The 25,457-nt window shown below is 44.3% G+C and carries 24 protein-coding genes and 4 pseudogenes; 6 read left to right on the forward strand and 22 right to left on the reverse strand.

Features of this window, described 5'->3' with window-relative positions:
• Positions 1-3: 3 nt before the first annotated feature.
• From OCV39_RS21265 to OCV39_RS20780, 18 genes and pseudogenes are all read right to left on the reverse strand, one after another.
• The gene (locus OCV39_RS21265) at positions 4-198 is read right to left on the reverse strand and encodes a DUF7940 domain-containing protein (RefSeq protein ID WP_449369325.1); all 195 of its coding nucleotides are present in this window, start codon (positions 196-198) and stop codon (positions 4-6) included.
• Positions 185-460 carry a hypothetical protein gene (locus OCV39_RS20700; RefSeq protein WP_261890280.1) on the reverse strand — a complete coding sequence of 92 codons (276 nt, stop codon included), beginning with the start codon at positions 458-460 and terminating at the stop codon, positions 185-187. The genes OCV39_RS21265 and OCV39_RS20700 overlap by 14 nt, the downstream gene beginning before the upstream one ends.
• Complete coding sequence (locus OCV39_RS20705) at positions 432-563, reverse strand: hypothetical protein (RefSeq protein ID WP_261890281.1); 132 nt, start codon at positions 561-563, stop codon at positions 432-434. The genes OCV39_RS20700 and OCV39_RS20705 overlap by 29 nt, the downstream gene beginning before the upstream one ends.
• A 390-nt stretch (positions 564-953) precedes the next feature.
• Positions 954-1,193, reverse strand: a complete 240-nt coding sequence (gene lysC, locus OCV39_RS20710) for an Rz1-like lysis system protein LysC (protein WP_081327200.1) — start codon at positions 1,191-1,193, stop codon at positions 954-956.
• The gene (locus tag OCV39_RS20715; RefSeq protein WP_261890219.1) at positions 1,135-1,551 is read right to left on the reverse strand and encodes a DUF2570 domain-containing protein; all 417 of its coding nucleotides are present in this window, start codon (positions 1,549-1,551) and stop codon (positions 1,135-1,137) included. The genes lysC and OCV39_RS20715 overlap by 59 nt, the downstream gene beginning before the upstream one ends.
• Positions 1,541-2,064: pseudogene (locus OCV39_RS20720) on the reverse strand (lysozyme). The gene OCV39_RS20715 and the pseudogene OCV39_RS20720 overlap by 11 nt, the downstream one beginning before the upstream one ends.
• A 109-nt stretch (positions 2,065-2,173) precedes the next feature.
• Entirely contained in the window at positions 2,174-2,341 is a 168-nt protein-coding gene (locus OCV39_RS20725; protein ID WP_261890282.1) for a hypothetical protein, read from the reverse strand.
• A gap of 23 nt (positions 2,342-2,364) precedes the next feature.
• A pseudogene (locus OCV39_RS20730) lies at positions 2,365-3,410 on the reverse strand (DNA methyltransferase).
• 837 nt (positions 3,411-4,247) lie between these two features.
• Positions 4,248-4,610 (reverse strand): hypothetical protein, encoded by a 363-nt coding sequence (locus tag OCV39_RS20735; RefSeq protein WP_261890283.1) that lies wholly within the window; start codon positions 4,608-4,610, stop codon positions 4,248-4,250.
• An 802-nt stretch (positions 4,611-5,412) separates the two neighbouring features.
• Positions 5,413-5,694 (reverse strand): annotated as a pseudogene (locus OCV39_RS20740) (DUF4406 domain-containing protein); the annotation flags it as partial.
• A 166-nt stretch (positions 5,695-5,860) separates the two neighbouring features.
• On the reverse strand, positions 5,861-6,046 hold the full coding sequence (locus OCV39_RS20745; RefSeq protein WP_261890284.1) for a hypothetical protein: 186 nt from the start codon (positions 6,044-6,046) through the stop codon (positions 5,861-5,863).
• Positions 6,036-6,206: a hypothetical protein gene (locus OCV39_RS20750; protein WP_261890213.1), complete on the reverse strand. Its 171-nt coding sequence runs from the start codon at positions 6,204-6,206 to the stop codon at positions 6,036-6,038. Before OCV39_RS20750 ends, OCV39_RS20745 begins: the two co-directional genes overlap by 11 nt.
• A gap of 95 nt (positions 6,207-6,301) precedes the next feature.
• Positions 6,302-6,685: pseudogene (gene ssb, locus OCV39_RS20755) on the reverse strand (single-stranded DNA-binding protein); the annotation flags it as partial.
• Positions 6,685-6,855, reverse strand: a complete 171-nt coding sequence (locus tag OCV39_RS20760) for a DNA translocase FtsK (protein WP_315973075.1) — start codon at positions 6,853-6,855, stop codon at positions 6,685-6,687. The gene OCV39_RS20760 and the pseudogene ssb, both read right to left, overlap by 1 nt.
• A 69-nt stretch (positions 6,856-6,924) precedes the next feature.
• Entirely contained in the window at positions 6,925-7,971 is a 1,047-nt protein-coding gene (rdgC, locus tag OCV39_RS20765) for a recombination-associated protein RdgC (RefSeq protein ID WP_261890285.1), read from the reverse strand.
• 9 nt (positions 7,972-7,980) lie between these two features.
• Positions 7,981-8,166: a hypothetical protein gene (locus tag OCV39_RS20770; protein ID WP_261890212.1), complete on the reverse strand. Its 186-nt coding sequence runs from the start codon at positions 8,164-8,166 to the stop codon at positions 7,981-7,983.
• Positions 8,167-8,183: 17 nt separating this feature from the next.
• The gene (locus tag OCV39_RS20775; RefSeq protein WP_261890286.1) at positions 8,184-8,681 is read right to left on the reverse strand and encodes a hypothetical protein; all 498 of its coding nucleotides are present in this window, start codon (positions 8,679-8,681) and stop codon (positions 8,184-8,186) included.
• A 39-nt stretch (positions 8,682-8,720) separates the two neighbouring features.
• Positions 8,721-9,020 carry a hypothetical protein gene (locus OCV39_RS20780; protein WP_261890287.1) on the reverse strand — a complete coding sequence of 100 codons (300 nt, stop codon included), beginning with the start codon at positions 9,018-9,020 and terminating at the stop codon, positions 8,721-8,723.
• Between the two features lie 3,055 nt (positions 9,021-12,075).
• Here OCV39_RS20780 and OCV39_RS20785 point away from each other — a divergent pair.
• The 5 genes from OCV39_RS20785 to OCV39_RS20805 all read left to right on the forward strand — a co-directional run bounded on the left by OCV39_RS20785 (position 12,076) and on the right by OCV39_RS20805 (position 14,106).
• Positions 12,076-12,213 (forward strand): hypothetical protein, encoded by a 138-nt coding sequence (locus OCV39_RS20785; RefSeq protein ID WP_261890288.1) that lies wholly within the window; start codon positions 12,076-12,078, stop codon positions 12,211-12,213.
• A 78-nt stretch (positions 12,214-12,291) separates the two neighbouring features.
• Positions 12,292-12,432 carry a hypothetical protein gene (locus OCV39_RS20790; protein WP_261890289.1) on the forward strand — a complete coding sequence of 47 codons (141 nt, stop codon included), beginning with the start codon at positions 12,292-12,294 and terminating at the stop codon, positions 12,430-12,432.
• A 52-nt stretch (positions 12,433-12,484) separates the two neighbouring features.
• Positions 12,485-12,661, forward strand: a complete 177-nt coding sequence (locus OCV39_RS20795) for a hypothetical protein (protein ID WP_261890290.1) — start codon at positions 12,485-12,487, stop codon at positions 12,659-12,661.
• Between the two features lie 6 nt (positions 12,662-12,667).
• Positions 12,668-13,024 carry a hypothetical protein gene (locus OCV39_RS20800; protein ID WP_261890291.1) on the forward strand — a complete coding sequence of 119 codons (357 nt, stop codon included), beginning with the start codon at positions 12,668-12,670 and terminating at the stop codon, positions 13,022-13,024.
• Between the two features lie 845 nt (positions 13,025-13,869).
• Positions 13,870-14,106, forward strand: coding sequence for a hypothetical protein (locus tag OCV39_RS20805; RefSeq protein WP_261890292.1), 237 nt, complete (start codon positions 13,870-13,872; stop codon positions 14,104-14,106).
• 1,715 nt (positions 14,107-15,821) lie between these two features.
• Here OCV39_RS20805 and OCV39_RS20810 read toward each other — a convergent pair.
• Complete coding sequence (locus OCV39_RS20810; RefSeq protein WP_261890293.1) at positions 15,822-16,091, reverse strand: hypothetical protein; 270 nt, start codon at positions 16,089-16,091, stop codon at positions 15,822-15,824.
• A 2,086-nt stretch (positions 16,092-18,177) separates the two neighbouring features.
• On the opposite strand from OCV39_RS20810, the gene OCV39_RS20815 reads away from it, so the two are divergent.
• Complete coding sequence (locus OCV39_RS20815; RefSeq protein ID WP_261890294.1) at positions 18,178-20,205, forward strand: telomere resolvase; 2,028 nt, start codon at positions 18,178-18,180, stop codon at positions 20,203-20,205.
• A 67-nt stretch (positions 20,206-20,272) separates the two neighbouring features.
• On the opposite strand, the gene OCV39_RS20820 is transcribed toward OCV39_RS20815, so the two are convergent.
• The 3 genes from OCV39_RS20820 to OCV39_RS20830 all read right to left on the reverse strand — a co-directional run bounded on the left by OCV39_RS20820 (position 20,273) and on the right by OCV39_RS20830 (position 25,427).
• Positions 20,273-20,704 (reverse strand): hypothetical protein, encoded by a 432-nt coding sequence (locus tag OCV39_RS20820; RefSeq protein ID WP_261890295.1) that lies wholly within the window; start codon positions 20,702-20,704, stop codon positions 20,273-20,275.
• 129 nt (positions 20,705-20,833) lie between these two features.
• Complete coding sequence (locus OCV39_RS20825; protein ID WP_261890296.1) at positions 20,834-24,472, reverse strand: plasmid replication protein, CyRepA1 family; 3,639 nt, start codon at positions 24,470-24,472, stop codon at positions 20,834-20,836.
• Positions 24,473-24,803: 331 nt separating this feature from the next.
• Positions 24,804-25,427, reverse strand: a complete 624-nt coding sequence (locus OCV39_RS20830) for an XRE family transcriptional regulator (protein WP_139130471.1) — start codon at positions 25,425-25,427, stop codon at positions 24,804-24,806.
• Positions 25,428-25,457 lie beyond the last annotated feature (30 nt).

Here is a 25,457-nt window from a genome sequence, read left to right on the forward strand (position 1 = left end):
GGCTTAGGTGTCTGAGAAAGAACACGAAAGATGATCGTCAACGCAGCTGCAGTAGCGTTCAGCCCTGCATACACTGGCATACCCATGCACCTCAATCAATGGGAGCAGAGAAGCCAGCAGGTTCATAGCCACGACGGCCAGTGCCCATTGGATACTCCACAGCTTTCCTGACTCTTTCCAGTTATCAATTAGTTTCATGGCCACTACCTTTTATCTCTTTGGTTAGTTTGATTGGGAACATAGGATCCAGCTCTGGATTGATGGATGTGGCTGCAATGCAGTAAACCGCAAACAATCCTTCAAAGAAGTCCAGCAACCACCACTCAGGCCACCCATTGCGAACGCAGACAGCGTTGGTCTGTTCATTGAAGTAGATAGGCACCACACCAAATAGAAAGGCGTAATGTGTGTAGTCTTCTTCTATCTGCTGCTTAGTCAGTCTGTGCTTGAACATTGCCATCGGTCACTTCCTTTGATGCTTGAATAGCTAAACAAATGGACTCTTCAAGGCGCTGCTTTGCTAACTCCATCTTTGTTGGGTTAGCGGTTGGCTGATTGCTCATCAATCGCTCTAAAGCCCTGCCCTTGTGTATTCAGAATTGCTTCAAACATAGCTACCTCGTTGCGCCGATTGGATACATGCAATCCAATGCACCACCCACATATCTATCGACTTTTTCCTTGAGTTGGTTCGGGTTTGTCAGAGTCCGGTGGATTGTCCAGGCTCTGACTGTCATGAGATTGGTTTCCGTAACGAATGCATAGTCTGCCCGTTCAGTTATCGTTACCTGTCCACGTGGAAGTTAATCACTACATGGTGACACCCTCGGTTGTTCATACTCATTTCAGGTTATTCCTAAAGAGGCTCGTAAACCCACTTAGAAATAAAGCCAGCACATGGCTGGCTTTAGAGTAAGCAATGGATATAAGGAATGTGCTCGCGCTAATCGACGCTACTTGTCGGCCTGCTTATCCTGGTACCACTGTTTGATCTTGTCGGGCTTTTGCCCACACTTCTCTAACGCACCCTTCCAAATCAGGTCACGTTCAACAGCTTCATCCCTTGTCAGGGGCGGGCCATCGAAAGGAATATCACAAGGTGTTAGGAAAGCCGCAGGTGGAAGAACTACCACATCACGAGTCTGCGTCACCACTTGGAGATCGGTAGTGCTGCCACATGCTGTCAATAACATCGGCAGGCAAACGCTTAGAGCCACAATCATCTTCTTCATTCTGCAGTAGTCCTTTTAGTTCACCGACGGCTTGATTCACTGTTGCGTCCACGGTCGCATTGTAAGTTTTCATGTAATCAACGGCTTTACGCTCATCGTCAAGGTGCTGAGTGAGCGTATTAATCGTTGAATTCAAATCGGTATTGACCTGAGTAACGGTTGCAATGGATAGCTTGGCTGTTGCAAGTTCAGCCTGTTTGGTTGCAATGGTTGAGTCTTTCGATTCAATCTGTTGCTCCAAATAGTCAACACGCAAAGAAAAGAAACCAATCACCAACCCAAGCACCACAATAAAAATGCCGTTCATCTTAGTTAGCAAAACAGAGCTCCGTTTCTTTCTGTCGCCGCTTAACTAGGCCTGGTAACTTCTTACCAGCCCCATACACCCAAAACGAAAGCTCGTTACAAGCTTTGGAGTAGTTACCTTGGCGAATGTGTTTATAAATGCGTGTCTCGCTGCCATCAGGGTTATGTCTGAATCGCGTACAGCCTGTGTTGAATATGAATGATGTGAAAGCATCAATTTGCCCTTGGCTCATCGGAGCATCACCCATCGAAGCAACGAGACATTTTTCTGAGGATTTGATGTTTTAACCCAATCCTCTGCGACTTGAATTTCAGTAACCGGCTTATCATCTACGCCATGAGTATTCCCCACACCGTTAGTGATTAAGCCGGACGGGCAAACATAAGGATCCAGTCGGCATCCCTCTGCATTGCCTATGATCTCCAAGGCTTGTTGTGAAACCATCAGGTCGCTTTGAACAACCCCTCCGGTGATAAGAGCAATGATGGCCATGACAGAACAAACAATCTTGTTTTTAGCCTTCATTACCGATCGTCCTCTTCAAGAAGTGTTTCTAGCGGTACTCCGCTCGCCACTTTGGACTTGAGCACTTCATGATTTTTATGCTTATAAACCCAAGTGAGGATGAAAGAAGCTAGACCCAAGAACAGGCCTCAATCACACCCCACTCACTGACTGAAAATGCACCGAGAACAGTCACCCAACCTGCAAAGAACTGGGTAACCTTCTCACCTTTCGCAATAAAAAAGCGGCGACAACTCCAGCTAGAGCAGTCAGCCATAGTTGTTTTTTTCTCTAGCATTAGGAGCCTCACGCTTTTGCGTTTTACAACTGGTTAAATGAATCAACCGTCGACAAATAAGTGCCTTCTTCCATCTCAATACCAATAAAACGGCGGTTTAACTTCACACACGCTTTACCCGTAGAGCCGGAACCCATAAAAGCATCAAGCACAACATCACCTTCACGACTGCTGGCGGTGAGAATGTGCTCCAGCATTTCCGCTGGCTTTTCGCATGGATGTTTACCTGGGTAATACGCGACAGGAGTAAATGTCAAACATCGGTATAAGGCACGTCACTGGTGACGCTGAATGGACGACGCAAGCTTTCATACTCAGCTTTAAGATCGTCATACTGACGAGTTAACGACTGATAGTCCGCATTAAGTGCATCGTACTCTTTGGTTAGTTCTTCATGAGAGCGTTCAAGCTTTCCAGCATGTTCAGCAAACAGTGCTTGCAGCTTTTCATATTGTTCTCGATTAGGAAGTTGCCACTGACTGGCACTAAACCAATGTGAACACATCTGTGTGCCAGTAGCTTTGTTGATCTCTTTGGCTGAAATGCCAAGCGTCTCACGGGCTTGTTTGAAATATTGAATCAGAGGCTCAAATACCTCTTTCTTTAATTCAGAACACTTCTTCGCATAACCAGCCACGCCTTTAGCATGACCTTCCGAACCGTAGTGTTCAGCGAACAGTACACGCTCAGTAGCAGGGAAGAAGGACCGTAAATCAGCTTTTCTCATTCTGCGCCATGGGCCGTTTGGCTTAGCCCAAATGATATGGTTCAACACATTAAAGCGTTGCCTCATAAGCAATTCAGTATCTGCTGAGAGCTTGTGGCCACAAAACAAGTAAATACTGCCTGATGGTTTTAGCACTCGCCAAAACTCAAGCATGATCTCGTCTAACCACGCCAAGAACGTTTCTACATCAGGCCACTGATTATCCCAAGCGTTTTTCTTTACTTGGAAATAAGGTGGATCAGTTAAAACAAGGTCGACGCTGTTATCTGGTAAGGTTTTAAGATAAGACAGGCAATCTGCATTAAACAGCTGCACCGTGTTATTTAAGAAGGAATGGTTCAATAGTGCCTCCGAGCTTAGGCGCTCTTGGCACTCTCCTTAATCAAAGTTTTGCACCGCTTGCATTTAATCGAAACAGTGCCAATAAATTCACATAATTTCGCGCCGCACTTAGGGCAACGCAGTTCTATTAGTTTTGTCATATAGTCTCACTTTCGTGTAGACTCCAACCGCTTTGCAAAGCTGGATGGGCCTTGGTTTGGCTTATGACTAGCGTAATAGGTCAGATGGCTGTGAGGTGTTCCCGCACTTCACAGTCGCCCATTTCATTGCCGTAGAAGATGCACAGCTCCCTCTCTGCAAAAGCAGGTCTCAGGTACTCAAGGCTGCGCCCAAATGCGAAAAAAACCCCGCCATTTGGCGAGGTTTCAATTTGTTCACGGTTACAAAACCGCACTTTGGTAAATTTATACCCTAACTATAGGACATTTTGCAACAACTGCATGTTGTGTTTTATTTGTGGTTAACACACAAGATGTAGTGTTTAACGTTAGCAGCATCAATTCACCGAGGTCGGTTGTAATGTAGCGACCATCTGGGATCTTCTTTAATTGTCCAGCTTGGCTTAATTGCTCCATAACAAAGGCCACGTGCGGCAAACTTGCCATACCCTAGCCATTGCGTACCCACCAATACTTTCGGCGCTTTGTGGGCCGCACGATGCGTTTTCAAGTATTTCTTTTACTAGGTTTTCTTGGGTGTTTTAATCTGGTTCATATAACTTCTCCTGGCGTATTAAAGTCAGGACGACACTAATTATTGGTCACGTGGAAAGCTAGTCTTATTGGAGGGAAAAGCCGTGGGTGTGACCACGACCTCTCATTACGGAAAAACAACTAGCTATTGGGAGTACTTTCCCTTACTTACCAATTCGTGGCTTTTTCCAGTAGGCCCTTGATCTTTACCTAATTGAGACATGACGGCAAAAGACTGGCGCTGCAGTGCTTCAACTTGCATCAGTAGCCCAATAATCTGGAAATTATTGTTAATTACGGTTTGCGCCTCAATGGACATGTCACCTGCAATGTTTAGTGACTTGGTTTGAATCTCAACACGCAACTTCTCTGTTAGTTCTTCTAGCTTCCAACCAGTCGGATTATCACGACTCATCAGAACAGGGAGGTTTGTTGCGGCAACTTGCTGTTGAGCTTCTTCGATAATGTGAGCAACGTCTTCAACTTCCAGGCCACAATTTTCAATCATTTCTACAAAGCTTTTCGTTCATCTTAATTTTCCTTTTTCATTTATAACTTCACCATCAATGACCACTGAGCGACTTTGAGGTGAAAACGTATTGAAGTAGGGCGCTGCTCTAATATCGTTTCAATTTCAATTCGTGCCTGCATTCTTCCAACCTCTAACCCGAGAAAATAACCTTCAAAACCTGGCCTTTCCTTTTTGCAGCTGCTTCGCTTCCTGCTCCTGTTCTTTGAGCTCCAAGCATAGCGACTGCAGCTTTTTGATAAGCTCCTATCCACTATTCTTCCTCATCTTCAGGCATGCAATTGCTGCATGTATGTTCATTGCTGTGCCATTCACCACATTGGCCCCAGTGAAGGCACTGCCGCAACTTTTACATGCGCCCATTTCCGATGAATCGACAGGTTCATCACAAACTACACAGTCACCACAATATTCAATTTCACCGTACATTGGACACCTCTGGTTTATATGACTAATAACTTGCCTATATTGATAACCAACTCCATCTTGTTATCTACGCATCCGGTAGCCATAGCATTAGCGGCTGAATTTAAAAGCTCATCCACTTCAATGCTTTTAACCTCTTCAAATGCAAATTTAAGCATCCCTGCCTGTCAGTAGAAAAACCTTCACGCATTTTATTGCCGTAATTCATCAACAACTGGCAAGCACTAATTTCCATATTGAATCTTGTGGTCCTTTGAACGGCTAAAGAAATTGGTTCTTCTCCAAGGTATGCCGACAGAGTTAGCTCTTTTGCTATGGTTTGACGTTGTGCTGATTCATATCCAGGCGATTTAACTTCATGAATGATGATTTTTCCCAATTTACGAGCAAGATGATATTCAGCATTAGCGCCTAAGCTATGTTCCCAACCAGAAAGCATTAGGATGCAATCTGATGTTCGAACCATTGAACAACAAATATCCATATACTCTGGCTGAGATAATCCATCGGGTAGCAAGGCTGGATTTAGGACACTAAAACCTTTATTAGATAGTTTCAGATCCATCTTATTAAAAGCTAGACGGTTAAATTCAGGCAGGCCACTCATTGGGCCTGCAATATAGACTTTAGTCTTCACGCAACATTCTCTTCTTTAACAACATCGAAATGGACTTGAGTTATTACCTCACGATCACCAATTGGACGCTGATAACAACGGCGAAGCTCGCTTTTTAAATCTTCCATCGTCGCAAAGCCATCTAGCCTGGCATCATTAAGTTCAAGGTCTGATAACAAGCAGTGGTTTACATACCAAATATTGACTGGTAGAAGCTGCCCTGTTTTTTCGTTTTAATATGTGCAAAGCCTGGATGAATATCTTTATTACCAAGACGAACACTTGTGCATTTATGAGCCGAGAAGATACGATTAAAGTTCTCGTCATTGAGTGTTAATTCGGTATCAACCGAGTGAACTACCTTATTCTTCATTATCGTCACCACTGTATTCAATAACACTAACAGGCTTATTCGGTTCTTCCGTTCTCCAGCTAGGCGCCCATTTATCTAACCAAGCTTGCGCCTGTGGTTGAGTCATGCGGTTATGCGTCATGACATACGCCTGAAGTTCACTGGAATCGGATGGAAGCATGATCAAGACCTATTGGATGTAAAGTAACCCTGCAGCAATGGCGTAGAATGCCGTTGCTGCTATAACAAGTTCAAAGTGCTTAAACGTCATCGTGTTGGCTGCTGAGGCTGGCCCCATCCCTCTTGTCTTCTACCGCCTAACATTTGCATCACGCCATTAAAGCCTTGCACCACAACCTCTGTCGTATATTGGTCTTGACCACTTTGGTCTTGCCACTTACGCGTTTGTAATTGGCCTTCAATGTAAACCTGTGAGCCTTTATGAAGATATTCACCTGCGACTTCTGCAATCTTTCCAAATAGAGCAACACGGTGCCATTCAGTTTTCTCTCGTTCTTCACCAGTAGCTTTATCGCGCCATGATTCCGAGGTTGCGATGGTGATGTTTGCGACTGCAGAACCATTCGGCATGTAGCGAACTTCTACATCAGCGCCTAAGTGACCAACTAAAATTACTTTATTAACTCCGCGACTGGCCATTATTCAGCCTCCTTTGGAGCAATAAGAACTTCACGAGTACCGTTTGATTTGTAATCAGAAACAACACCCATCTTTTCTAAGTCTTCAAGAATTTGACTCGCTCGGTTGTAACCGATTTTGAATTTACGTTGGACGCCTGAAACACTGGCACGACGTGTTTCTGCTACCAATCTTGAACCTTGGTGAGTAGAGAGTCCGTGTTTTCACTTTCTTTTACGCTGACAGTAACTGTCATTCCATCAGGCAAACCTTTTGAAGCAGCTTTTTTGAATATCAGATGCCCAAATAACATTCCCTTTAGAGTTATCTAATTTCTGAGGAAATGAATCACCATCTAACAATCCAGAACGACCACCGAACACTAAAGACAGATCTTCAATAAGAAGACCTAACTCTTCTGTCATAAGGAAAAAGTCAGCATTATGGTAGGCAATATCATCATTACCTTCGGGTTCTGCATCACTATGAAAACGAAGTTTGACTAACTTCATATCGACATTGCGTTGAGTTTTAGATTCCGGCAGGCTGATAAGAGTAAATGAGACTTCATATTTCAATTCGTTCTCATTAATCAACTGACATTTATCCATGTCACATTCAACCAAAGAAAGAGAATCGAACACGCTAAAATCAATCGCATTACCTTTAGATACGACTGTTTGCTTTGCCGTTTCCCCACGGCCTTTTATCGTTCCTTCATAATCAACATACAGCCATTCCGGCTTAATAAAGCGATGATCATCTTTAGGTAAGCTCACCCAATCATTGATATAAGCGCAAGGCTTAGCGCCTAAGCGAATAGGCAAACAAGAGAAAGAACCTAATGCCTTACGAATGCCACCAATAACATCTTCACTCTTACCGTCGCTTTTCTCATCAATAACTAATAGCTGGCGCTTTATATCGATGTAGAAACAAGAGCGGTGATGCTTAACAGGCTGCAAGCGAAGTAATTCCGCATGGGCAGTGGTTTCAACATCATCACGAAGTTGATTGGTAATCTTGGTACCTTTCTCTTCCAAATCAGCAATGCGGCGCTCTTTTAAAGCATTCAACTGATCACGAGGTACTGAGCGAGTGGCGTCAATGTATTGAATAAATAAGCAGTCATTAACAACATGCGTTACTTTCTCGTTGTCATTAAATAGAACGTGTTCAAAACCAGTGCTCTTTACACCAGTTTCACTCAATTGGGTAAATCGTTTTGATGAAATCTTTTCTTCAATATCGGCAATAGAAAGATTGAAGTCGTTCAATTCATAAATAGAGGCGTTTTTAAATAACATGGGTGATCTCTAATGCTGGATTTTATTAAATTCGATTTGAATACCATTTGGCTTTGCGACCACGGTCGCAATCGGCTTTTCATCTTGAACCCAACATTCGTTTTCGCAGTGGTAGCCTTGCTTTTCTAAGAAAGTCTCTGCTTGGAAGTATGTTTGAAAGATAAAAGGTTCATTGCTGATTGCTATGGTTCGCATAATGGCTCCTTAATGTCTTAGGCCGCTTTTACGGACGCTAAAATATCTATTCTGTTTTTCCCTGGAGAATAAGAAAGGATGGTGTGTTTAAGTTTCTTATTAAGTTTTTCTAATAACTCGACAGTTTCAGCATCAACACCGCCACACTCTTCAAATGAAAGATCTTGAGGCAATTCATCGCACCAAAAATCACTCTCAATCTCTCGAGCATAATTCGGCTCACAAACAACAATCATGGCATCATTGATGTTCAGTTCTTCATCTTCATAGTGCGTAAAAATATCGTCAATTTCGCCAAAATATTTGTCAGTACTTTGGTCGTATAACTGTGCACTTCCATCCCATTCAACCACTGGCATTCTGAGGAAATTATCTTTCTCTTTTACATCGCTACACTTCTGGCAATAAGCGTTCTTTACAAATACTTCACCGCACTCACACTTACGGTGAGTAGAGCCACTCCATCGCGCTAAATCTTCATTGTCACCATAAAACGACCATCCCTTGAAACCCAACCGCTAATGTTTTTTTCAAACGGGCTGCTTTTTGATGAATCAGCAAAGATAACTAATGGGAATGCAAACATTGCTACCACACCATCTTCTGTGTCCCCAAATGCCAACAAGGAAAGCCCCTTGAATATCGATGCTAGGCTTCCACTCTAGACAGCTGCCAATTTTACCACTACACCAAAGCTCACCCATCTCGCCATCCATAATGACAAGATCACAATCAAAGCCCTTTACTAGCAAACCATTTTTGCAGGCTTCCAACTTGGTTTTCTCATCCCACATAGGTAACTGTGGATGTGTCCAAAACCCTTGTTCATCGCGCTTAACGTCAAATGCTTTCATGTTTATCTCCTGGCTTATGCTGCATTCTGGCTTTGATTTTTATAATCACGATTCCATAGTTGTAAAATGAAAGCGTCGCCAGCTCTGTTTGTTAAAGCCCAATTTGCTATTACTGCAGGCTTATTATCGAACGCTGGTGTGGAATTTGCAGTTTGGACACATCAGCATTAATTCTTTTGTTTCTCGGTTATATCGCCATTCAGGCAAACCATTTCACTTCTGGTTGAAGCTGAACGCGACGTTGCAAAGGCACGTTGGCATATCTTCTGGTAGTTTTGGGCTGCGTCCCCATTCATACACATGATCGAGTCCCTCCTGATCGAACTTATTTAAAATTCCGAGCAGGCGATTCCAACGGCAAGACCAACGCTTATTCCAAGCGGCCTCGCTCTTACCTCCGCCAACCGTGCAATCTTGGTTTGTGGCAGCAGGGCCCGTACCTGCGTTTATTTCATCGCGCTTTGCTGACAAGCCAACAAAGCAAGATGCTTAATTAATTCAGATGATGAGCCCTTTAACGAACGCTCTTCCTGCGAATTAAACGAGCAAGTAGTTCAACTAGAAATTCTCAGATGGCAGTTGTTGCGCCGTCGCTGTAGCAATAACGCAACCATTCAGCGACACACGTGCGTGCGTTATTCATGGCTCTAACAAGTTTGGTAAATTTAAATGCTTGAGGCGGGAAGAGGCATTGGTGACTTCTTTTGAAAGTTTACATGCTAACGTTGTGATTGGCTGCGCATTGTTGCCACTTGTCGTTCATTACCCTCACCATCGACCCAACAACGATCCTCTCGCGGTGCAGGAGGGCTCTGATACTACTATTGCTACTGCCGTTATTCTCAAAGCCTTCCAACTGACCTTTTTGGTTTCGAGGAACAACAGCAGTGCTTGGCGGATTTCTTCACGCAATCCTTCTTTGTTATATCGCACTGCAAAATCCCTCTATTCTTTCTGAATAACTGGCTGTTAGCCATATAGCAACATAAGCCGATGGCAAATGCCACAAGCCTTATTTGCGCCGAGCTCAACAAAGCTGGTAGCAATAAGCTCCTACAATTCATTTGATAGCTGCTGTAAATCCAGCTTTATCGTCGTTACTGTTATAAGCACCGTCCATTTGCTGGCTCACAAGGTGTTTGAAGCACATCTTAAATTCTTTAGATGCGTTAGAAGGAAGCTGCATTGCATTTGAGTTTTGACTGCGTGCAATAGGGGAGAGTGGAGTATAAAGGTACCCATAGCACCGCCATCGTCAAGCATTGGTTCCTGCTTGCGGATTCGCTTCAGTACAGCCATCCACAGCCAAACGGCTAAAAGTCGATCCGGCAGGCATGAATCTTCTTTTTATTCGTTCTATCTGCTTACATTTAGTTTTTTCTACCAACGTTGAAGGGCATCGAAATCCCGTTGGTTTACCTTCACCTAATGCACCGAACTCGATCAGTTATTAGAAGTAAAGAGCCCTTAACAAAGCTCATCAAACGCGATTAGATGCGTCAAAATAGGCAAGCGTATGTCTAGCTGACAATCTGCGCTAAATTGTGTCGTTCGCTCGACATTTCATTGCTGCGCCTCCTTGCGTATCTTTATTGATAATGAGAAATGTTAGTAATAACCTCCAGTTAGAGCGGTAATTCCAGGGGACGCCGCTTCCAATGTACTCTTTTTAAACTTTTTAGTGCTTTCCTTTACTTTTTAGCTGGAGGCGAGTAACCTATAACGTCAACTATGTATTCATACGGTGATTCTGCTAACTGGAAGCGCAAAAGGAAATGAAACCCTGGGTTTGGGTGATTCCTAAACTTGCAGTTTAAAAACAAGGTAAACTTGGGTTTTACTTTGCTGCTAATATATATATAGAATATGATGGGTGATCACTGTCAGATGCAGAAAACAACTCTCAAAGAGGGCAGAATTAGCCAAGGCAGCTGGTAGTTCCATAACCATGGTTTCAAATGGGAAGCCGGAATGACTAGGAATAGAGTATGCAGCCAAGATATGGCTTAGACATATCGTTGATCTGGTTTACATATTTACGGTGGGGATTAACTCATACGCACAGTACAACAAAGATACCAATCGTTGGGAACATGTGGGGACCAAGGCAAGGAATGGTTCAACTTAGACTTCCTGCAGGTGACAGCTATATAGACTTTCGGCAAAAGGTCCGGAATGTGTACCCCCAAAGTTATAGGGGATGTATGGCTCCGAGGAATGTTATTGGAAGGTGAAGCTGGCCCAGTAGGTGATCCTGACAGGCCCAGCAGCAGGTGAGGGGTTGTCCCGATTAGTGGCGATAACATTAGTTAAAACGATTAGCAGCTATCAGAAACGGGCAGATATTTCACCGTGTTTAATAATGGCTATTCCAGAATGACTTTCGTTATCTGAGGAATTAATCTTGTATTCACCCTGTGATAGGCAAGATCGAGGCAAAATTAAGACAGCCCTAGATGTAAACCTGGAGTTTGGCCTTGTCAATCCCATGTTTAGATCGTTTGTTTACTATTGTGGCTTAGTGAACGTTCGGGGACATGGTGACAAATATTTTTTCTCTTACGAAAATTACTATGTAACTGATTTTTAAAAATTTTACAAATTGCAGATGCAAAAAGCCGGTTGTGGCGACCGACTTGGGCACTGAACAACTGAACGAAAAATGAAACAATCTTCTCCATTTGTTTTAATTCTGGCGATACTTGCGTGCGCGCAACTGAAATTTTGCCTTTATTGCAAAATTTGCTCGTTAATGCTATCTGCCGGGACATTAGATGAACCATTTAGAGGAATTAACATTAATAGAAGTTGAAGAAGCACTAAGCTATATCAACCTGCTGCTACTGGAACTGGTCTAAAGTTGACGCTCCTCTATTCTGAGCACGGCGAAAATGCCCGTGTTCTCCTAGTCCCTGAAAGATCAGGGCGAATTACCTACAACAAAGAAAGGAATTCAAAGTTGGTGGAAGAACTTTCAACCATTACTAAAAAACCTCTTTCGGCTCATTTATTTATGAAGCAACGAGCGGGTTTGGAAACCTGAAGCGTAGGAGCAATGCTGCAGAAGAGAAGCAGCAGCTTCAAAGATGGGTCAAAAACGTCTGCTTTGGCGGCGGGAGAAAAACGCGAACTGGCTGGAGCAAAGCGCAATGGACCGAACTGGAAAAAAGAGCACCACGAATTCAAAAGCTGATGCGCTCAATTTGGGGTTATATGCAGAAAACAAATGACCGACAGGCTCGATTCGTTGACGTTCAGCAGGTTACGACAAATGCCAGCGCCCATTCTTGAAGCGGCCTGTCACGATGAACTATTTAACCAAGGAATTGCTTCTGCGGTTATGAAAAGATATCGACAAGCACCAAATAGAACGGCAGCAAATAAATTCTTCAGTGATGAAAGCCCGAACTGATATCGGGTTTTGTACGTTTTGGTAAGGATTAGGTCCACGGTCACTGAAGCGTGTGACATTTGTCGGTGGTCTTGCAGATGCTTATGCTGCGCACCTTACTAGCGGTGAAGTGGTTATTTCACCAGTTGGTGAGGGTAACATTCCTCATATAATTGAATTACTTCAAGAAAAAGCACCGACATTGAATTTATTGCCGCACCCGATAATGACAAAACAGGTTGGGAAATGATTGAGCGTGCCGGCGGCTTCGACGACGCCACAAGCGGAAGGTAAAGACTGGAGCGACGTTTATATTACGAGGGCGATTTGTGCTTCAGTAAGCCAGCCGAACAACGCGAGAGGCTTTCAAACTCTAGCCAAATACCGATACCTACAAAGCCGAGATTCGCAAAGGTTTGAACCTCCCGAAATCAGGCATGGGTACGGGGCAAATCAACGACGGTTCAAAAGTTCATTAGACAGAACCCGCAGCAAAAACTCTAATCGTTTCGTCACCGTCGCCGCTGGCTGTCACTGTACCAGTATCAATGATGAAAAGTATCCAGTTGAGTATTACGAAGACCCAATCATCAAAGATTCAGGTAAAGATTGATGCCAATATGGCTCTGAGATCAGCAAATATTTGTTGTTTGCTCGGTTGATTCACACCGTTTAGCTGGCTCGCCGACGGGATGCGGTTTTGCCGATGAAATGAACAGAACCCAGCCACTACTTTCGCAGAAACTGGCCGATTCGGTGAGCACGCCTAGCTACCTGGCACTGCACTCATCATTCAGACTATCAGATCCTCAGATGATGTCACCTTCGGTGATTTAACCAAGTCGTTCTGGCAATCGTATTGGCCTGCACTCCGGTTTCATTTATGACAACCAATCACAAACAGGCAAAGACGAAAACGGCACACCTAAAAGCTGGTTTTCACGAGTCAAAAGCACACTTAACCGAGGTAAATGCAGCAGTTACGGCCAAAGGCAAACGTTATTTTACGCGAACTTCAAAGCGGAAGAAAACGCAGCGACTGCAGCCGAACAAGAACGCGAGCGAGATATACGCCGGCAAAGTTTTAGCGCGCACGCCGACGTTACGATCAGAAGATGTTGCTACGGCATTGCAAAAGATATTAATGCGGTAGTGCCGACCCGGATGGAATTATCGCCAGCCCAACGCTTGGTACCGATTTGATATTAGCGCCAACTGTCACCAGTTCGATAAAGACTATTGGTTTCATCGTCGTCGTTGGCACAGCGAAGAGGGCCACCGCGTTTAAACCGCGCGCGTAACATTACCGAGTTTCATGCCTGCTGGGATCCGGCAGAACGCGAAAACCAACCGACTTCGACACATTCCACAGCAAACTTATTGATGAAGTATTGCCGAGACAATGAAAGCGTTAGCCATTGATCCATCAACCGGCGAATACACATCACGCAACCACTTTTGAATGGCTTTACCGCAGAAGTTAAAGCAAAGCAAAACCTTTCTAAAAACCGTTATAAAGTCGCCATTGAGCTGGCCGAGATGATGGCTATCAAATCATTATGTCGCCAAAATGAAAATGGCAGCGACCATGGGTGCAATAACCAGCAAATGAACGAACGCCAGCGCGAATTATTACGCGAGATTGGTGAGGCGCCAGTAAACATGAAGATTCGACAACATGATGATGAACGGTGAAAACCACCATCCGTTGAGATTGCCAAATTCCAAAGTGGTTCACGACTTCAAACCTAGACGACGACGACGACGACGAGCCGATGCCTATACACCGGCGAAAGAACTTTATAAAGAGTTTGAACAACCAGGTGAAAATGCAGAACTTAATCAATAACGCCGACGCGCCACCAATCGAATCGCCAGAAGAAGACGACTTCGCACCAGCTTTCATCAAGAAAAAAACGCTATGTTAATTCAATCAAGCGCCCTGCTTGCGAACGTTACCAAAAAACAACGAAAAGCAGCGATACCAAAGATGGCAGCACGCGAGAAAGCCGAGTGAGCTGGCGTCACCTTTCTCGCCGCCGCGCCACATGATCGCCAGCCGCTGCGTTGCCGGCACGATGAGTTGAATACAACGGCAAAAAATGGACCGCGGAAGAAAACAAAGAACTGGCCCATGGCTAAAGCAGAAGAAGAACAAAGACCGCCTGTTCAAATAAAACATCACGGTTGGTAAAAACCACCAACACACCAAAAACCCATGCCAGTGGCTAAACAATACCGCGCTCGTTTGGCGCCGCCAGCTGCCGCTGGCAAACGCCGCACCAAAGCGTAAAAGCCGTCAATGTTTACTTTGCCGATACAAACGCATGGACGGCGTTCGTGCGCTTGAGCCGATACCGAGGCATTGAAGCCAGCATGGAAGATCACGATCCAGTCGATTTGAAGACGCCGACTAATAGCGCGAACAATTACATTGACCAATCAACAAGGGCGACTTCAAGCCAGGTTGGAACATCTTATTTAATAAGATGGACAAGCAATGTGTACGTGGCGGCCGGCAGAGCTTTCGCGATGAACCGGCGCAAGCATTTCCGCTCAAATGCGACCGCTTTGATGATCAGGCGATCGAAAAACCGATCCACCCTCGCCAACAGTTTTATATAAATCAACGCAAAAAAATCACCATTTTCATACCAAGATGCTGCTGCGATAGGGGCCTGTCGTAGAGGAGGAAGAGAAGATCCAAAAATTCAAAATCATCATCCATCCGCTCAGACCAGCACGCAACACCGCAAGATTTGCCGAATTGGCGGCGCTTTTCAGCCGCGAACAAGCACAAATTGCCGTCGATAAGGTTTGCACTTGGCGGAGAAAGAGGGCTTAGAAGTACCAGCAACGCAGAGGGGCCGGCTCAAAACGAGATATTTTCAGCCGGCGAGGCCTGGCGATGAGTCAATCAAATGTAATACCAAATTTCGTTAGCGGCAGATGAAGAAGAAAAGAAAGAAGCCGAGCGCGCGAGTGAGCGATCGAGACAGCGCATTACGCGCAAAGCGTTAAAGATTGAAGCGGCGATGTTATGCGCGGTGCATGCAGTCAAGTTTATTGCCGGCCGGCTTCGGCCGTACTATTGTTTATCAACGGGGACATATTAAGCGCAGCCTGGTAAAAATAGAAAGAAAGCAGAATCAGAAAGTCAGCAGGTAGGGCAAAAAGTCGTAGACATCGCAATGGGATGAGGTTTGGTCACCGCGAACATCCTTTCATTAATGGCGAAATCAAGTTTGTTTCCCGGTAACTGTGGTGGCGTGGTAACGATTGCAATGATGATGAGTATAAGAGGCTTCATACCGTAGATGGAAAACCTTGCCGGGCATTGAAAAGCCCATAATAAAGAAGTCGAAAGCACAGCCAGGCCGGTTCATTATAAGTTATTTCACCGATGGCCCCTAACCGGGTAAAACGGTAAAGCAGGCAGCGGCAGAAGCTTCACGATAATAGTTTTCAACGTAATTCGTGATGATAAGAAAGGCCGGGGCCATCCCAGCCTTTTGTTTTGTTACCGCCAGTATTTTGAATCGCTTGCCGTAATTCACCAGCGCAGCGTTCATTATTTTCTTTTCACCCGGCCCCACGTAAAAGAACGATGGTACCGCGATGCTCAAGATCCACCGCCGTCTTTTCATGGCGCTTATCATTGCTTTTTCGGCAACTTGCACAAAATTCGTATTCTTTTCAAAGCATGCATAGCCAGCATGGCGTTGTCAGCCGTTCACAGTGAAGTCAAAATCAAAACCGCGATAGTTCATCGAAACGAGTCAGCAGCCATTATCCAAAGCGCGAGCGGCGAACTTTTTTTCCGGGTTTAACTGGTTTTTTTCAGTTTCGGTTTGGTTTGTTTTTTTTTTTCAGGCTTTAGTTCCGGTTTCCGGTGAAAGTCAACTTCGCTTCAATAGTGTCGAGCGTAATTTCAACGATAGAGCCGACGACGATGGCCATGTATTTTCGATGGCGGCATAGTTACCACCAAAATAGACTTCGATGGTTCTTTTTTTTTCAATGTCAGATCCCGCTGATTAGCTTTTTAACGTTTTCATGCATCTGGCCAGCCAGCTTTTGAGCGACTATATTCACGGCTATCAAATCAAGGCAGCGGTCAGGCCGCCGCCACGATGCTTCGCATTTTCGACCAGCTTCCAGTATTTTAAATTGTTTATAGTGAGCTTGGGCTTTTGATCTTGAATGGCCAAGTAGTGTTTGAAAGAACATATCCGATCAACGTTAGCCCATCGCTTATCTTCATCAAAAATAGCTTAAAACAAACAGCCGCGTAGATAGCACGAGTATCTTTAAACAAACCAAGAGCGATTAGGTATGCCCGTTGAAATGTTCGCCGCTTCATCATGTCACGCATGAAGTCGTTAAGATATGCCGCGGTTCTATTGTGTAACAGCTCGCCGAATTGGTAATGGCGACCGCGTCCAGTTCATCAATCATTGATGTTACTTTCGGGTAAACGGAACGCATAGCGATTGCCGCTGAACTTTGTCAGCTTCACCAGGCTGTAGATCCGAATTTATTTTCACGGTCAACAATCACCACGTTCCTTAAGCTTGCCCGAGAACAGCGCTTATGAGCACCAGATTTTTCAAATCCCCGAACTAGAACTTCAATAGCTCGACGGCCCGTAGCTAATGCAATGCCAGTGGCTGGGTGCTTCCCAGTTCCAAATATCAGGGTTTACTGGTGATAGAGGAACTCACAGCGCCATGATTGATTGGGTAGTCGATATCACCGTTCGCCCTTTTTTGACAGAAGGCGCTTGTCTCAGAAGATACAGCCGCAGCAAAGAGTCCTTAACCAACCAACGCATGATTACGGGTCAATTTTGATACCTTCCAGTCAAGCTGAATAGCCGCATTATTCATCTAACAGCGCGAACAATGCTTTTTTGGCACGGTCATCTTTTTGCCGACGGGCTTTAGTCGTTGCAGCTCAGGTTTCACGCTTCAAATGATTTGCCTGTCATTGACCATGGATGCATACCGAGTGCTATTGATGTCAATCACCATCGACAGCCTTCTTCAATCGGTTCACCTGCAGCAGTTTATCTTTCAGAGTTTTTAACAGCAAAGACGCGTAGCCTCAAGCTCTTGGTCCTGTAGCGGCTCAATAAGGTGGCAGTGAGGGTATTTTTCACCTAAGCGATCCAAAGTCACGCGCAAAGAATGGTGTAACCAACCTTTGTTAGTTTTGGTTGCGATTTAGTTAGGTATTGCGCCGTGTTATGGGTTATATTTATTGCGCTTATTCTTCGCTCGCGCCGTACAAGGCACGAGTGACCTTTTTGCAGCACGCTTGAACGCTTGTCTTTTTTTGCCCCGCGGCTTCGCTTTCGTTTATCTCGCCTATTTTCGAACATACTTCGATGATTTTATCGAGATCAATTTTTCGGTTCGTTTTCAATATCACTATCAATCATGGTGTTCTTCCTGACGACGGCTTTAATGCGTGTATAGCAAGATTAGAATATAATATAGTCAATCAACGTGTATATATAATAACATTAATGTGTGTGCAATGCATAACATAACACAATATATCGTTACCCCTTGCACACGTGTGCTAATACTAACTATTTACGTAAATAGTTAGTATTAGCACACGTGTGCAAGGGGTAACGATATATTGTGTTATGTTATGCATTGCACACACATTTGTGTTATTATGTATATGCACACGTTGTTGACTATATTTTAATCTTGTTATATACTGCACACATTAAAGCCGTCAGGAGAGAACACCATGATTGATAGTGATATTGAAAAACGAACCAGAAAAATTGATCTCGATAAAATCATCGAAGACATGTTCAAGGAAATAGGCGAGATAAACGAAAGCGATAAGCCGCAAGGGCAAAAGACCCAAGCGTTCAAGCGTGCTGCAGAAAAGGTCACTCGTGCCTTGTACGGCAAGCGAGCGAAGAATAAGCGCAATGGTATAACCCATAACACGGCAAGCAAGTACCTAACTAAAATCCGCAACCAGGTAACAAGCAAGGGTTGGTTACACCATTCTTTGCACGTGACTTTGGATCGCTTAGGTAAGAAATACCCTCACTGCCAACACCTTATTGAGCCGCTACAGGACCAAGAGCTTGAGGCTACGCGTCTTGCTGTTAAGGCTCTGAAAGATAAACTGCTGCAGGTGGACCGATTGAAGAAGGCTGTCGATGGTATTGACATCAATAGCACTCGGTATGCATCCATGGTCAATGACACAGCCAAATCATTTGAAGCGTGGAAACCTGAGCTGCAACGACTAAAGCCCGTCAACAAAGATGACCGTGCACACCAAAAAGAAGCATTGTTCGCGCTGTTAGATGAATGTGGCGAGCTATTCAATGACTTGGAAGGTATCAAAATTGACCATGAGATCATGCGTTGGTTGGTTAAGGACTCTTTTGCTGCAGCTGTATCTTCTGAGACAAGCGCCTTCGCTCTGTCAAAAAAGAAAGGGCAGACAATTGATATCGACTACCCAACAATCATGGCACGCTGTGAGTTCCTCCTATCACCAGTAAACCCTGATATTTGGAACTGGGAAGCACTAGCCACTGGCATTGCATTAGCTACGGGCCGTCGAGCTATTGAAGTTCTAGTTCAGGGTGAGTTTGAAAAATCTGGTACTCATAAGCTTATGTTCTCGGGCCAAGCTAAGGAACGTGGTGGTGTTGACCGTGAAAATAAATTCGAGATCTACAGCCTGGTGGAAGCTGACAAAGTTCTAGCAGCAATCGCTATGCTCCGTTCATACCCGAAAGTAACATCAATGATTGATGAACTGGACGCGGGTCGCCATTACCAATTCAACGAGCTGGTACACAATAGAACCGCGGCATATCTTAACGACTTCATGCGTGACATGATGGAAGCAGCGAACATTTCAACGGGCATACCTAATCGCTCTTGGGTGTTTAAAGATACTCGTGCTATCTACGCGGCTGTTTGCTTTAAGCTATTTTTTGATGAAGATAAGCGATGGGCTAACGTTGATCAGGATATGTTCTTCCAAACACTACTTGGCCATTCAGATCCAAAAGCCCAAGCTCACTATAAACAATTTAAAATACTAAGAGCTGGTCAGAAGTGGGAAAGCATCGTAGCAGATGAAAAAGACCGCCTGAGCGAATTGCAACGATTTGATAGCCATGAAGATATAGTCAGCTCAAAAGCACTGGCTAAGATGCATGAAAACGTTAAAAAGCTAATCAAGCAGGATCCTGACATTGAAATAAAGCAAAGAACCATCAAGTCTAATTTTGGTGGTAACTATGCCACCATCAGAAAATACATGGCCATCGTCGAAGAAGCTCTATCGTTTGAAACTACACTCGACACTATCTTGAAGCGAGAGGTTGACTCACCGGAGAAGCCGGAACCTAAGCCTGAGAAAGAGAAAGAACAAACCAAACCGGAAACTGAAGAAAAACCAGTTAAACCGGAAGAAAAGCCAAAGTTCGCCGCCCCTAAGCGCTTGGATAATGGCTACTGGTTAGTTTCGATGAACTATCACGGTTTAGATTTTGACTTCACTGTGACAGCTGACAACGCCATGCTGGCTATGCATGCAGCTTGGAAAGAATACGAATTTTGTGCAAGTTTGCCGAAAAAGCCAATGATAAGCACCATAAAGAAAGACGGCTGGTGGATCGCCCAAGTAAAACATCGCGGTACCATCGTTCTTGAACACATGGGGCCAGGTAAGAAAAGCGAATATGTGAACGCTGCGCTGGTGGATTACAACAAGCGATTCGCAAAATACTGGCAGTAACCAAAACAAAAAGGCTGGGATAACCCCAGCCTTTTTCTTATCCACAGATTACGTTGAAAACCTATTATCAGTAAACTTCTACCACTGCCGATACTTTTACCGTTTTACCCGTCTGGTTAGGGCCATCGGCAAGAGATAACCCCTTATAATGAAACCAGCCTGAATAACACTTTCGACTTCTTATTATGGAGCTTTTCAAATACCCAACAGGTTTTCCATCTACAGTATGAAGCCTCTTATACTCATCATTGCAATGCCACCACAGCCACAAGTTACCAGGAACACAAACAGTTTCACCATTAATAAGAAAAGGATATTCGCGGTAGTACCAAACCTCATCCCATGTGCGAATGTCTACGACTTTCTTTGCCCTACCCTTTGATAACTTCTGATATAGCTTTCTCTTTCTCTTATTTACCAAACTGCGCTTAATGTCGCCCCATTGAACAATAAGTACAGCCAGAGAAAAGCCAGCAATAAACACAACTACATACCACATAACATCACCACTTAATCTTTGCTGCTGCGCGTAAGATGCGCTGTCTCGATCGCTCCTTGCGCTCGGCTTCTTGTTCTCTTTTCTTCTTATCTGCCGCTACAGAGAACAGGTATACATTTGATTGACTCATCACCAAACCTCACCAACTAAGATATCTCGAATTGAGCCGGCCCATGCCTCTGCATTGCTTGAGAACACTTCTAAGCCCTCTTTCTCCATAAGTGCCACAACCTTATCGGCAGGCAATTTGTACTTGTTCACGGCTAAAGTAGCCACCAATTCAACCATCTCACGGTGTTGCGTGCTGAGAGTCTGAGCAGATGGGATGTGGATTTGAACTTGTGGATCTTCTTCCCCTCCCTCTATATACGACAAACCCCTATCACAGCTAGCATCTTGGGTATGAATAGGTGATCCACCTTGCCCGATTGATTTATATAAAACTGTTGGCGAGGGTGGATCAGTTTTTTCAATCGCCTGATCATCAAAGCGGTCCGCAATTTGGGCAAATGCTTGCGCCAGTTCATCACGAAGCTCTATCTGGCCAGCCAGTACACATTGCTTGTCCATCTTATTAAATAAGATGTTCCAACCTGGCTTGAAGTCGCCCTTGTTGATTGAGTCAATGAAATTGTTCACGCTATTAGTCAGCGTCTTCAAATCGACTAGATCGTGGTCTTCCATGCTGGCTTCAATGCCTCGAGTACGCATATCAACAAGCGCACGAACGCCGTCCCATGCGTTTGTATCAACAAAGTAAACATTGACGGCTTTACCTTTGGTGCGGCGTTTGCCAGCAACAACAGGCACGCCAAACGAGCGCAGGTGGTTGTTTAGCCACTGGCATGGGTTTTCTAGTGTGTTTGGTGTAACCGTGATGTTTGAGTATTTGAACAGGCGGTCTTTGTTCTTCTTCTGCTTTAGCCATGGGCCGAGTTCTTTGTTTAACTCTTCCGCAGTCCATTTTTTGCCGTTGTAATTCAATTGCTCATCGATGCCAGCAACACGAAGCAGCTTGATCATGTGAGCGCGGCGAATAGAAAGGTGACGCCAGCTCACTCGGCTTTCTGCGTGCTGTACATCTTTGGTATCAAGTGCTTTCGCTGTTTGGTGAGTAACGTTCACCCAAGTAAGGCGCTTGATTGAATTAACATAGCGGTTTTTTTCTTGATGGAAAGCTAGTGCACAAGTCACGGCTTCTTGTAGCGATTCAGGGAAATTAATTGGCGCGTCAGCGTTATTAAGTTCTGCATTTTCACCTGGTTGTTCAAACTCTTTATAAAGTTCTTTCGCCAGTGGGTATAAGGCATCGAGCTCGTCGTCAGTCGCGTCGTCTAGGTTTAAGTCGTGAACCACTTTAGATTTGGCAATCTCAACGGATGAGTGGTTTTCACCGTTCATCATCATGTTGTCGAATGCTTCACCGATGTGTACTGGCGCCTCACCAATCTCGCGTAATAATTCGCGCTTGGTGCGTTCATTTGCTAGTTCACGGATGGTGTTACCCATGGTCGCTGCCATTTCATTTTTAGCGACATGAATGATTTGATAGCCATCATGCTCAGCCAGCTCAATGAAGCGAGCTTTATAACGGTTTTTAGAAAGGTTTTGCTTTGCTTTAACTTCACAGTAAAGCCATTCAAAAAGTGGGTTGCGTGATGTGTATTCGCCAGTTGATGGATCAATGGCTAACACTTTCATTGTCTCAGCAGATACTTCATCAATAAGTTTGCTGTGAATGTAATCAGAGTCAGTTGGTTCGCTACGTTCTGCCGGATCCAAGTAAACATGAAACTCGGTAATGTTACGCGCACGGTTTAAACCTTGGTGGCCCTCTTCACTTGTACCAACACGACTTGATAGGAAACCAATAGTCTTATCGAACTGGTGACAGTTGGCGCTAATATCAAATCCGGTACCAAGCGTTGGGCTGGCGATAATTACATCCAGGTCAGGCACTACCGCATTAATATCTTGCAATGCCGTAGCAACATCTTCCTGATCAGTAACGTCAGCGTGCACAACTAAAACTTTGCCAGCGTAGTTATCACGCTCACGTTCTTGTTCAACTGCAGTCGCTATACGTTTTACTTCCGCTTTAGAGTTCGCGTAAATATAACGTTTACCTTTAGCCATTAACTGCTGCATTACTACCTCAGTTAAGTGTGCTTTTGACTCGTAAACGAATAGCTTTTTAGGTGTGCCGTTTTCGTCTTTGCCTGTTTGGTATTGGTTGTCATAAATGAAACCAGAGTGCAGGCCAATACGATTGCAGAACGACTTGGTTAAATCACCAAGGTGAGCATCTGCAAGGATCTGATAGTCTGAATGAGTAAGTGCAAAAGTTAGGTAGCTAAGGCAGTGCTCACCGAATCGGTTAGTTTCTGCAAAGTAGTGGCTAAGGTTCTGTTCGATTTCATCAACAAAAACCGCATCCCAACGAGAGCCAGCTAAACGGTGAAGTGAATCAACCGAGCAAACAAGAATATTTGCTGATCTCAGAGCCATATTGGCATCAATGCCTTTACCTGAATCTTTGATGATTAGGTCTTCGTAATACTCAACCTGGATACTTTCATCATTGATACTGGTACGAAGTGACTTAGCCAGAGCGCGACGGTGAGAAACGATTAGAGTTTTTAACTGCGGGTTCTGTCTAATGAACTTTTGAACCGTCGTTGATTTACCCGTACCCATGCCTGATTTCAGGAGGTTCAAACCTTTACGAATCTCAGCTTGTAGGTATCGAGTATTTGAAACTAGAGTTTGAAAGCCTCTCACGTTGTTCAACTGGCTTACTAGAGCTTCATCGCCCTCAGTAATATAAACGTCACTCCAGTCTTTACCTTCCGCTTGTGGTAGCGTCCAGAAGCCGCCAGCACGCTCAATCATTTCCCAACCTGTTTTGTCATTATCAGGTGCGGCAATAAATTCAATGTCCGAGTGCTTTTCTTGAAGTAATTCAATTATATGAGGAATGTTACCCTCACCAATTGGTGAAATAACCACTTCACCGCTAGTAAGGTGCGCAGCATAAGCATCTGCAAGACCACCGACAACAAACACACGTTTGCGACCGTGGACCCAATCCTTACCAAACGTAATAAACCCGATATCAGTTCGGGCATTATCACTAGAGAATTTATTTAGTTTTCGCTTGCCTATTTGGATGCGCTTGTCGATAACTTTTTCATAACCGCAGAAGTTACCTTGGTTAAATAGTTCATCGTGAATAGGCCAAGCTAAGAATGGGCGCTGGTATTTGTCGTAACCTAAGCGAACGTCAACGAATCGAGCCAAGTCGGTCATTTGCTTTTCTTGCATATAACCCGTTGGTGCAAATTGAGCAGACCAGCTTTTGAATTCGTGGTGCTCTTTTTCCAGTTCGGTCCATTGCGCTTGCTCAGCTAGTTCGCGTTTCTTCTCTGCTGCTTTGCGACGTTTTGTGAATTCATCTTGAAGCTGCTGCTTCTCTTCTGCAGTACGTTCTTTACGCTCAGGCTTCCAACCTGCTTCCGTTGCTTCATAAATAAATGAGCCGAAAGAGGTTTTTTTAGTACGGCGAAAGTTCTTCCACCAACTTTGGAATTCTCTTTTGTTGTAGGTACTGCCCTGACTAGACCAGCTTTCAAAGATATCACGGGCATTTTCGCCGTGCTCAGAATAGAGTGCGCGACCAACTTTAGACCAGTCCTTAAAAGGCAGGTCAGGGTTGATATAGCTTAGTGCTTCTTCAACTTCTATTAATGTTAATTCTAAATGGTTCATCTACTGTCCGTGTTCATATAGCAGATAGCACAACGAGCAAATTTTGCACAAAGGCAAAATTTCAGTTGCGCGCACGCAAGTAGACAGCTAGAATTAAACAAAATTTGAGAAGATTGTTTAGCTCTTTGTCTAGCTGTTCAGTCGCATAAAAAGTCGGTCGCCACAACCGGCTTTTTTTGTATCTGCAATTTGTAAAAATTTCTTTAAAATCAGTTACATAGTAATTTTCTGTATATAAAAACATATTGTCACCATGTCCCTGAACGTTCACTAAGCCACAATAGTAAACGATCTAAACATGGATTGACAAGAAATAAACCTAGGTTTACATCTAGGCTGTCTTAATTTTGCTCGATCTTGCCACACCTATCACAGGGTGAATACAAGACACCTCAGATAATGGGAAAGTCATTCTGGAATAGCCATTATTAAAGCTATCTAGAAATATCTGCCCGTTTCTGATAGCTGCTAATGTTTTAACCATTACATCGCCACTCTCTAATCGGACGATAACCTCTTCACCTGTTGCTGGCTCAGAGTCAGGATCAACAATAACAGCTTCACCTTCCAATATTCTCGGAGCCATACTATCCCCTATAACTTTTAGGGCGTACACATTCCGACCTTTTGCTGGAAAGTCTATATAGCTATCACCAAAGCCCGCAGGGAAGTCTAAGTTGAACCATTCCTTGTCTGGTCCTGCTTGAGTGTTCCCAACGATTGGTATCTTTGTTGTTACACAAGTAGCAGATGAGTTAATCCCACCGTAATACAACCAGATCAACGATATGTCTAATTTCTCACATATCTTGGCTGCATACTCTATTCCCATAGTCATTCCGGCTTCCCATTTGGAAACCATGGTTATGGAACTACCAGCTGCCTTGGCTAATTCTGTCTTTGAGAGAGCAAGCTCTTCTCTTCGCATTCGGATGCGATCACCCATCTTATTCATATGTATATATTAGCAGCAAAGTAAACCCAA

It is taken from the genome of Vibrio cortegadensis, assembly GCF_024347395.1.
In the GTDB taxonomy this organism is placed as follows: domain Bacteria; phylum Pseudomonadota; class Gammaproteobacteria; order Enterobacterales; family Vibrionaceae; genus Vibrio; species Vibrio cortegadensis.

What these genes read in the sequence shown, in the direction of transcription:
- OCV39_RS20735 (WP_261890283.1), bottom strand. Translation starts at nt 4,610, where the DNA reads ATGATTGAAAATTGTGGCCTGGAAGTTGAAGACGTTGCTCACATTATC.
- OCV39_RS20785 (WP_261890288.1), top strand. Translation starts at nt 12,076, where the DNA reads ATGCTGCAGAAGAGAAGCAGCAGCTTCAAAGATGGGTCAAAAACGTCT.
- OCV39_RS20725 (WP_261890282.1), bottom strand. Translation starts at nt 2,341, where the DNA reads ATGCTAGAGAAAAAAACAACTATGGCTGACTGCTCTAGCTGGAGTTGT.
- OCV39_RS20700 (WP_261890280.1), bottom strand. Translation starts at nt 460, where the DNA reads ATGGCAATGTTCAAGCACAGACTGACTAAGCAGCAGATAGAAGAAGAC.
- OCV39_RS20705 (WP_261890281.1), bottom strand. Translation starts at nt 563, where the DNA reads ATGAGCAATCAGCCAACCGCTAACCCAACAAAGATGGAGTTAGCAAAG.
- OCV39_RS20790 (WP_261890289.1), top strand. Translation starts at nt 12,292, where the DNA reads ATGCCAGCGCCCATTCTTGAAGCGGCCTGTCACGATGAACTATTTAAC.
- OCV39_RS20780 (WP_261890287.1), bottom strand. Translation starts at nt 9,020, where the DNA reads ATGAAAGCATTTGACGTTAAGCGCGATGAACAAGGGTTTTGGACACAT.
- OCV39_RS20820 (WP_261890295.1), bottom strand. Translation starts at nt 20,704, where the DNA reads ATGTGGTATGTAGTTGTGTTTATTGCTGGCTTTTCTCTGGCTGTACTT.
- rdgC (WP_261890285.1), bottom strand. Translation starts at nt 7,971, where the DNA reads ATGTTATTTAAAAACGCCTCTATTTATGAATTGAACGACTTCAATCTT.
- OCV39_RS20815 (WP_261890294.1), top strand. Translation starts at nt 18,178, where the DNA reads ATGATTGATAGTGATATTGAAAAACGAACCAGAAAAATTGATCTCGAT.
- OCV39_RS20750 (WP_261890213.1), bottom strand. Translation starts at nt 6,206, where the DNA reads ATGCTTCCATCCGATTCCAGTGAACTTCAGGCGTATGTCATGACGCAT.
- OCV39_RS20825 (WP_261890296.1), bottom strand. Translation starts at nt 24,472, where the DNA reads ATGAACCATTTAGAATTAACATTAATAGAAGTTGAAGAAGCACTAAGC.
- OCV39_RS21265 (WP_449369325.1), bottom strand. Translation starts at nt 198, where the DNA reads ATGAAACTAATTGATAACTGGAAAGAGTCAGGAAAGCTGTGGAGTATC.
- OCV39_RS20770 (WP_261890212.1), bottom strand. Translation starts at nt 8,166, where the DNA reads ATGCGAACCATAGCAATCAGCAATGAACCTTTTATCTTTCAAACATAC.
- OCV39_RS20830 (WP_139130471.1), bottom strand. Translation starts at nt 25,427, where the DNA reads ATGAATAAGATGGGTGATCGCATCCGAATGCGAAGAGAAGAGCTTGCT.
- lysC (WP_081327200.1), bottom strand. Translation starts at nt 1,193, where the DNA reads ATGTTATTGACAGCATGTGGCAGCACTACCGATCTCCAAGTGGTGACG.
- OCV39_RS20745 (WP_261890284.1), bottom strand. Translation starts at nt 6,046, where the DNA reads ATGAAGAATAAGGTAGTTCACTCGGTTGATACCGAATTAACACTCAAT.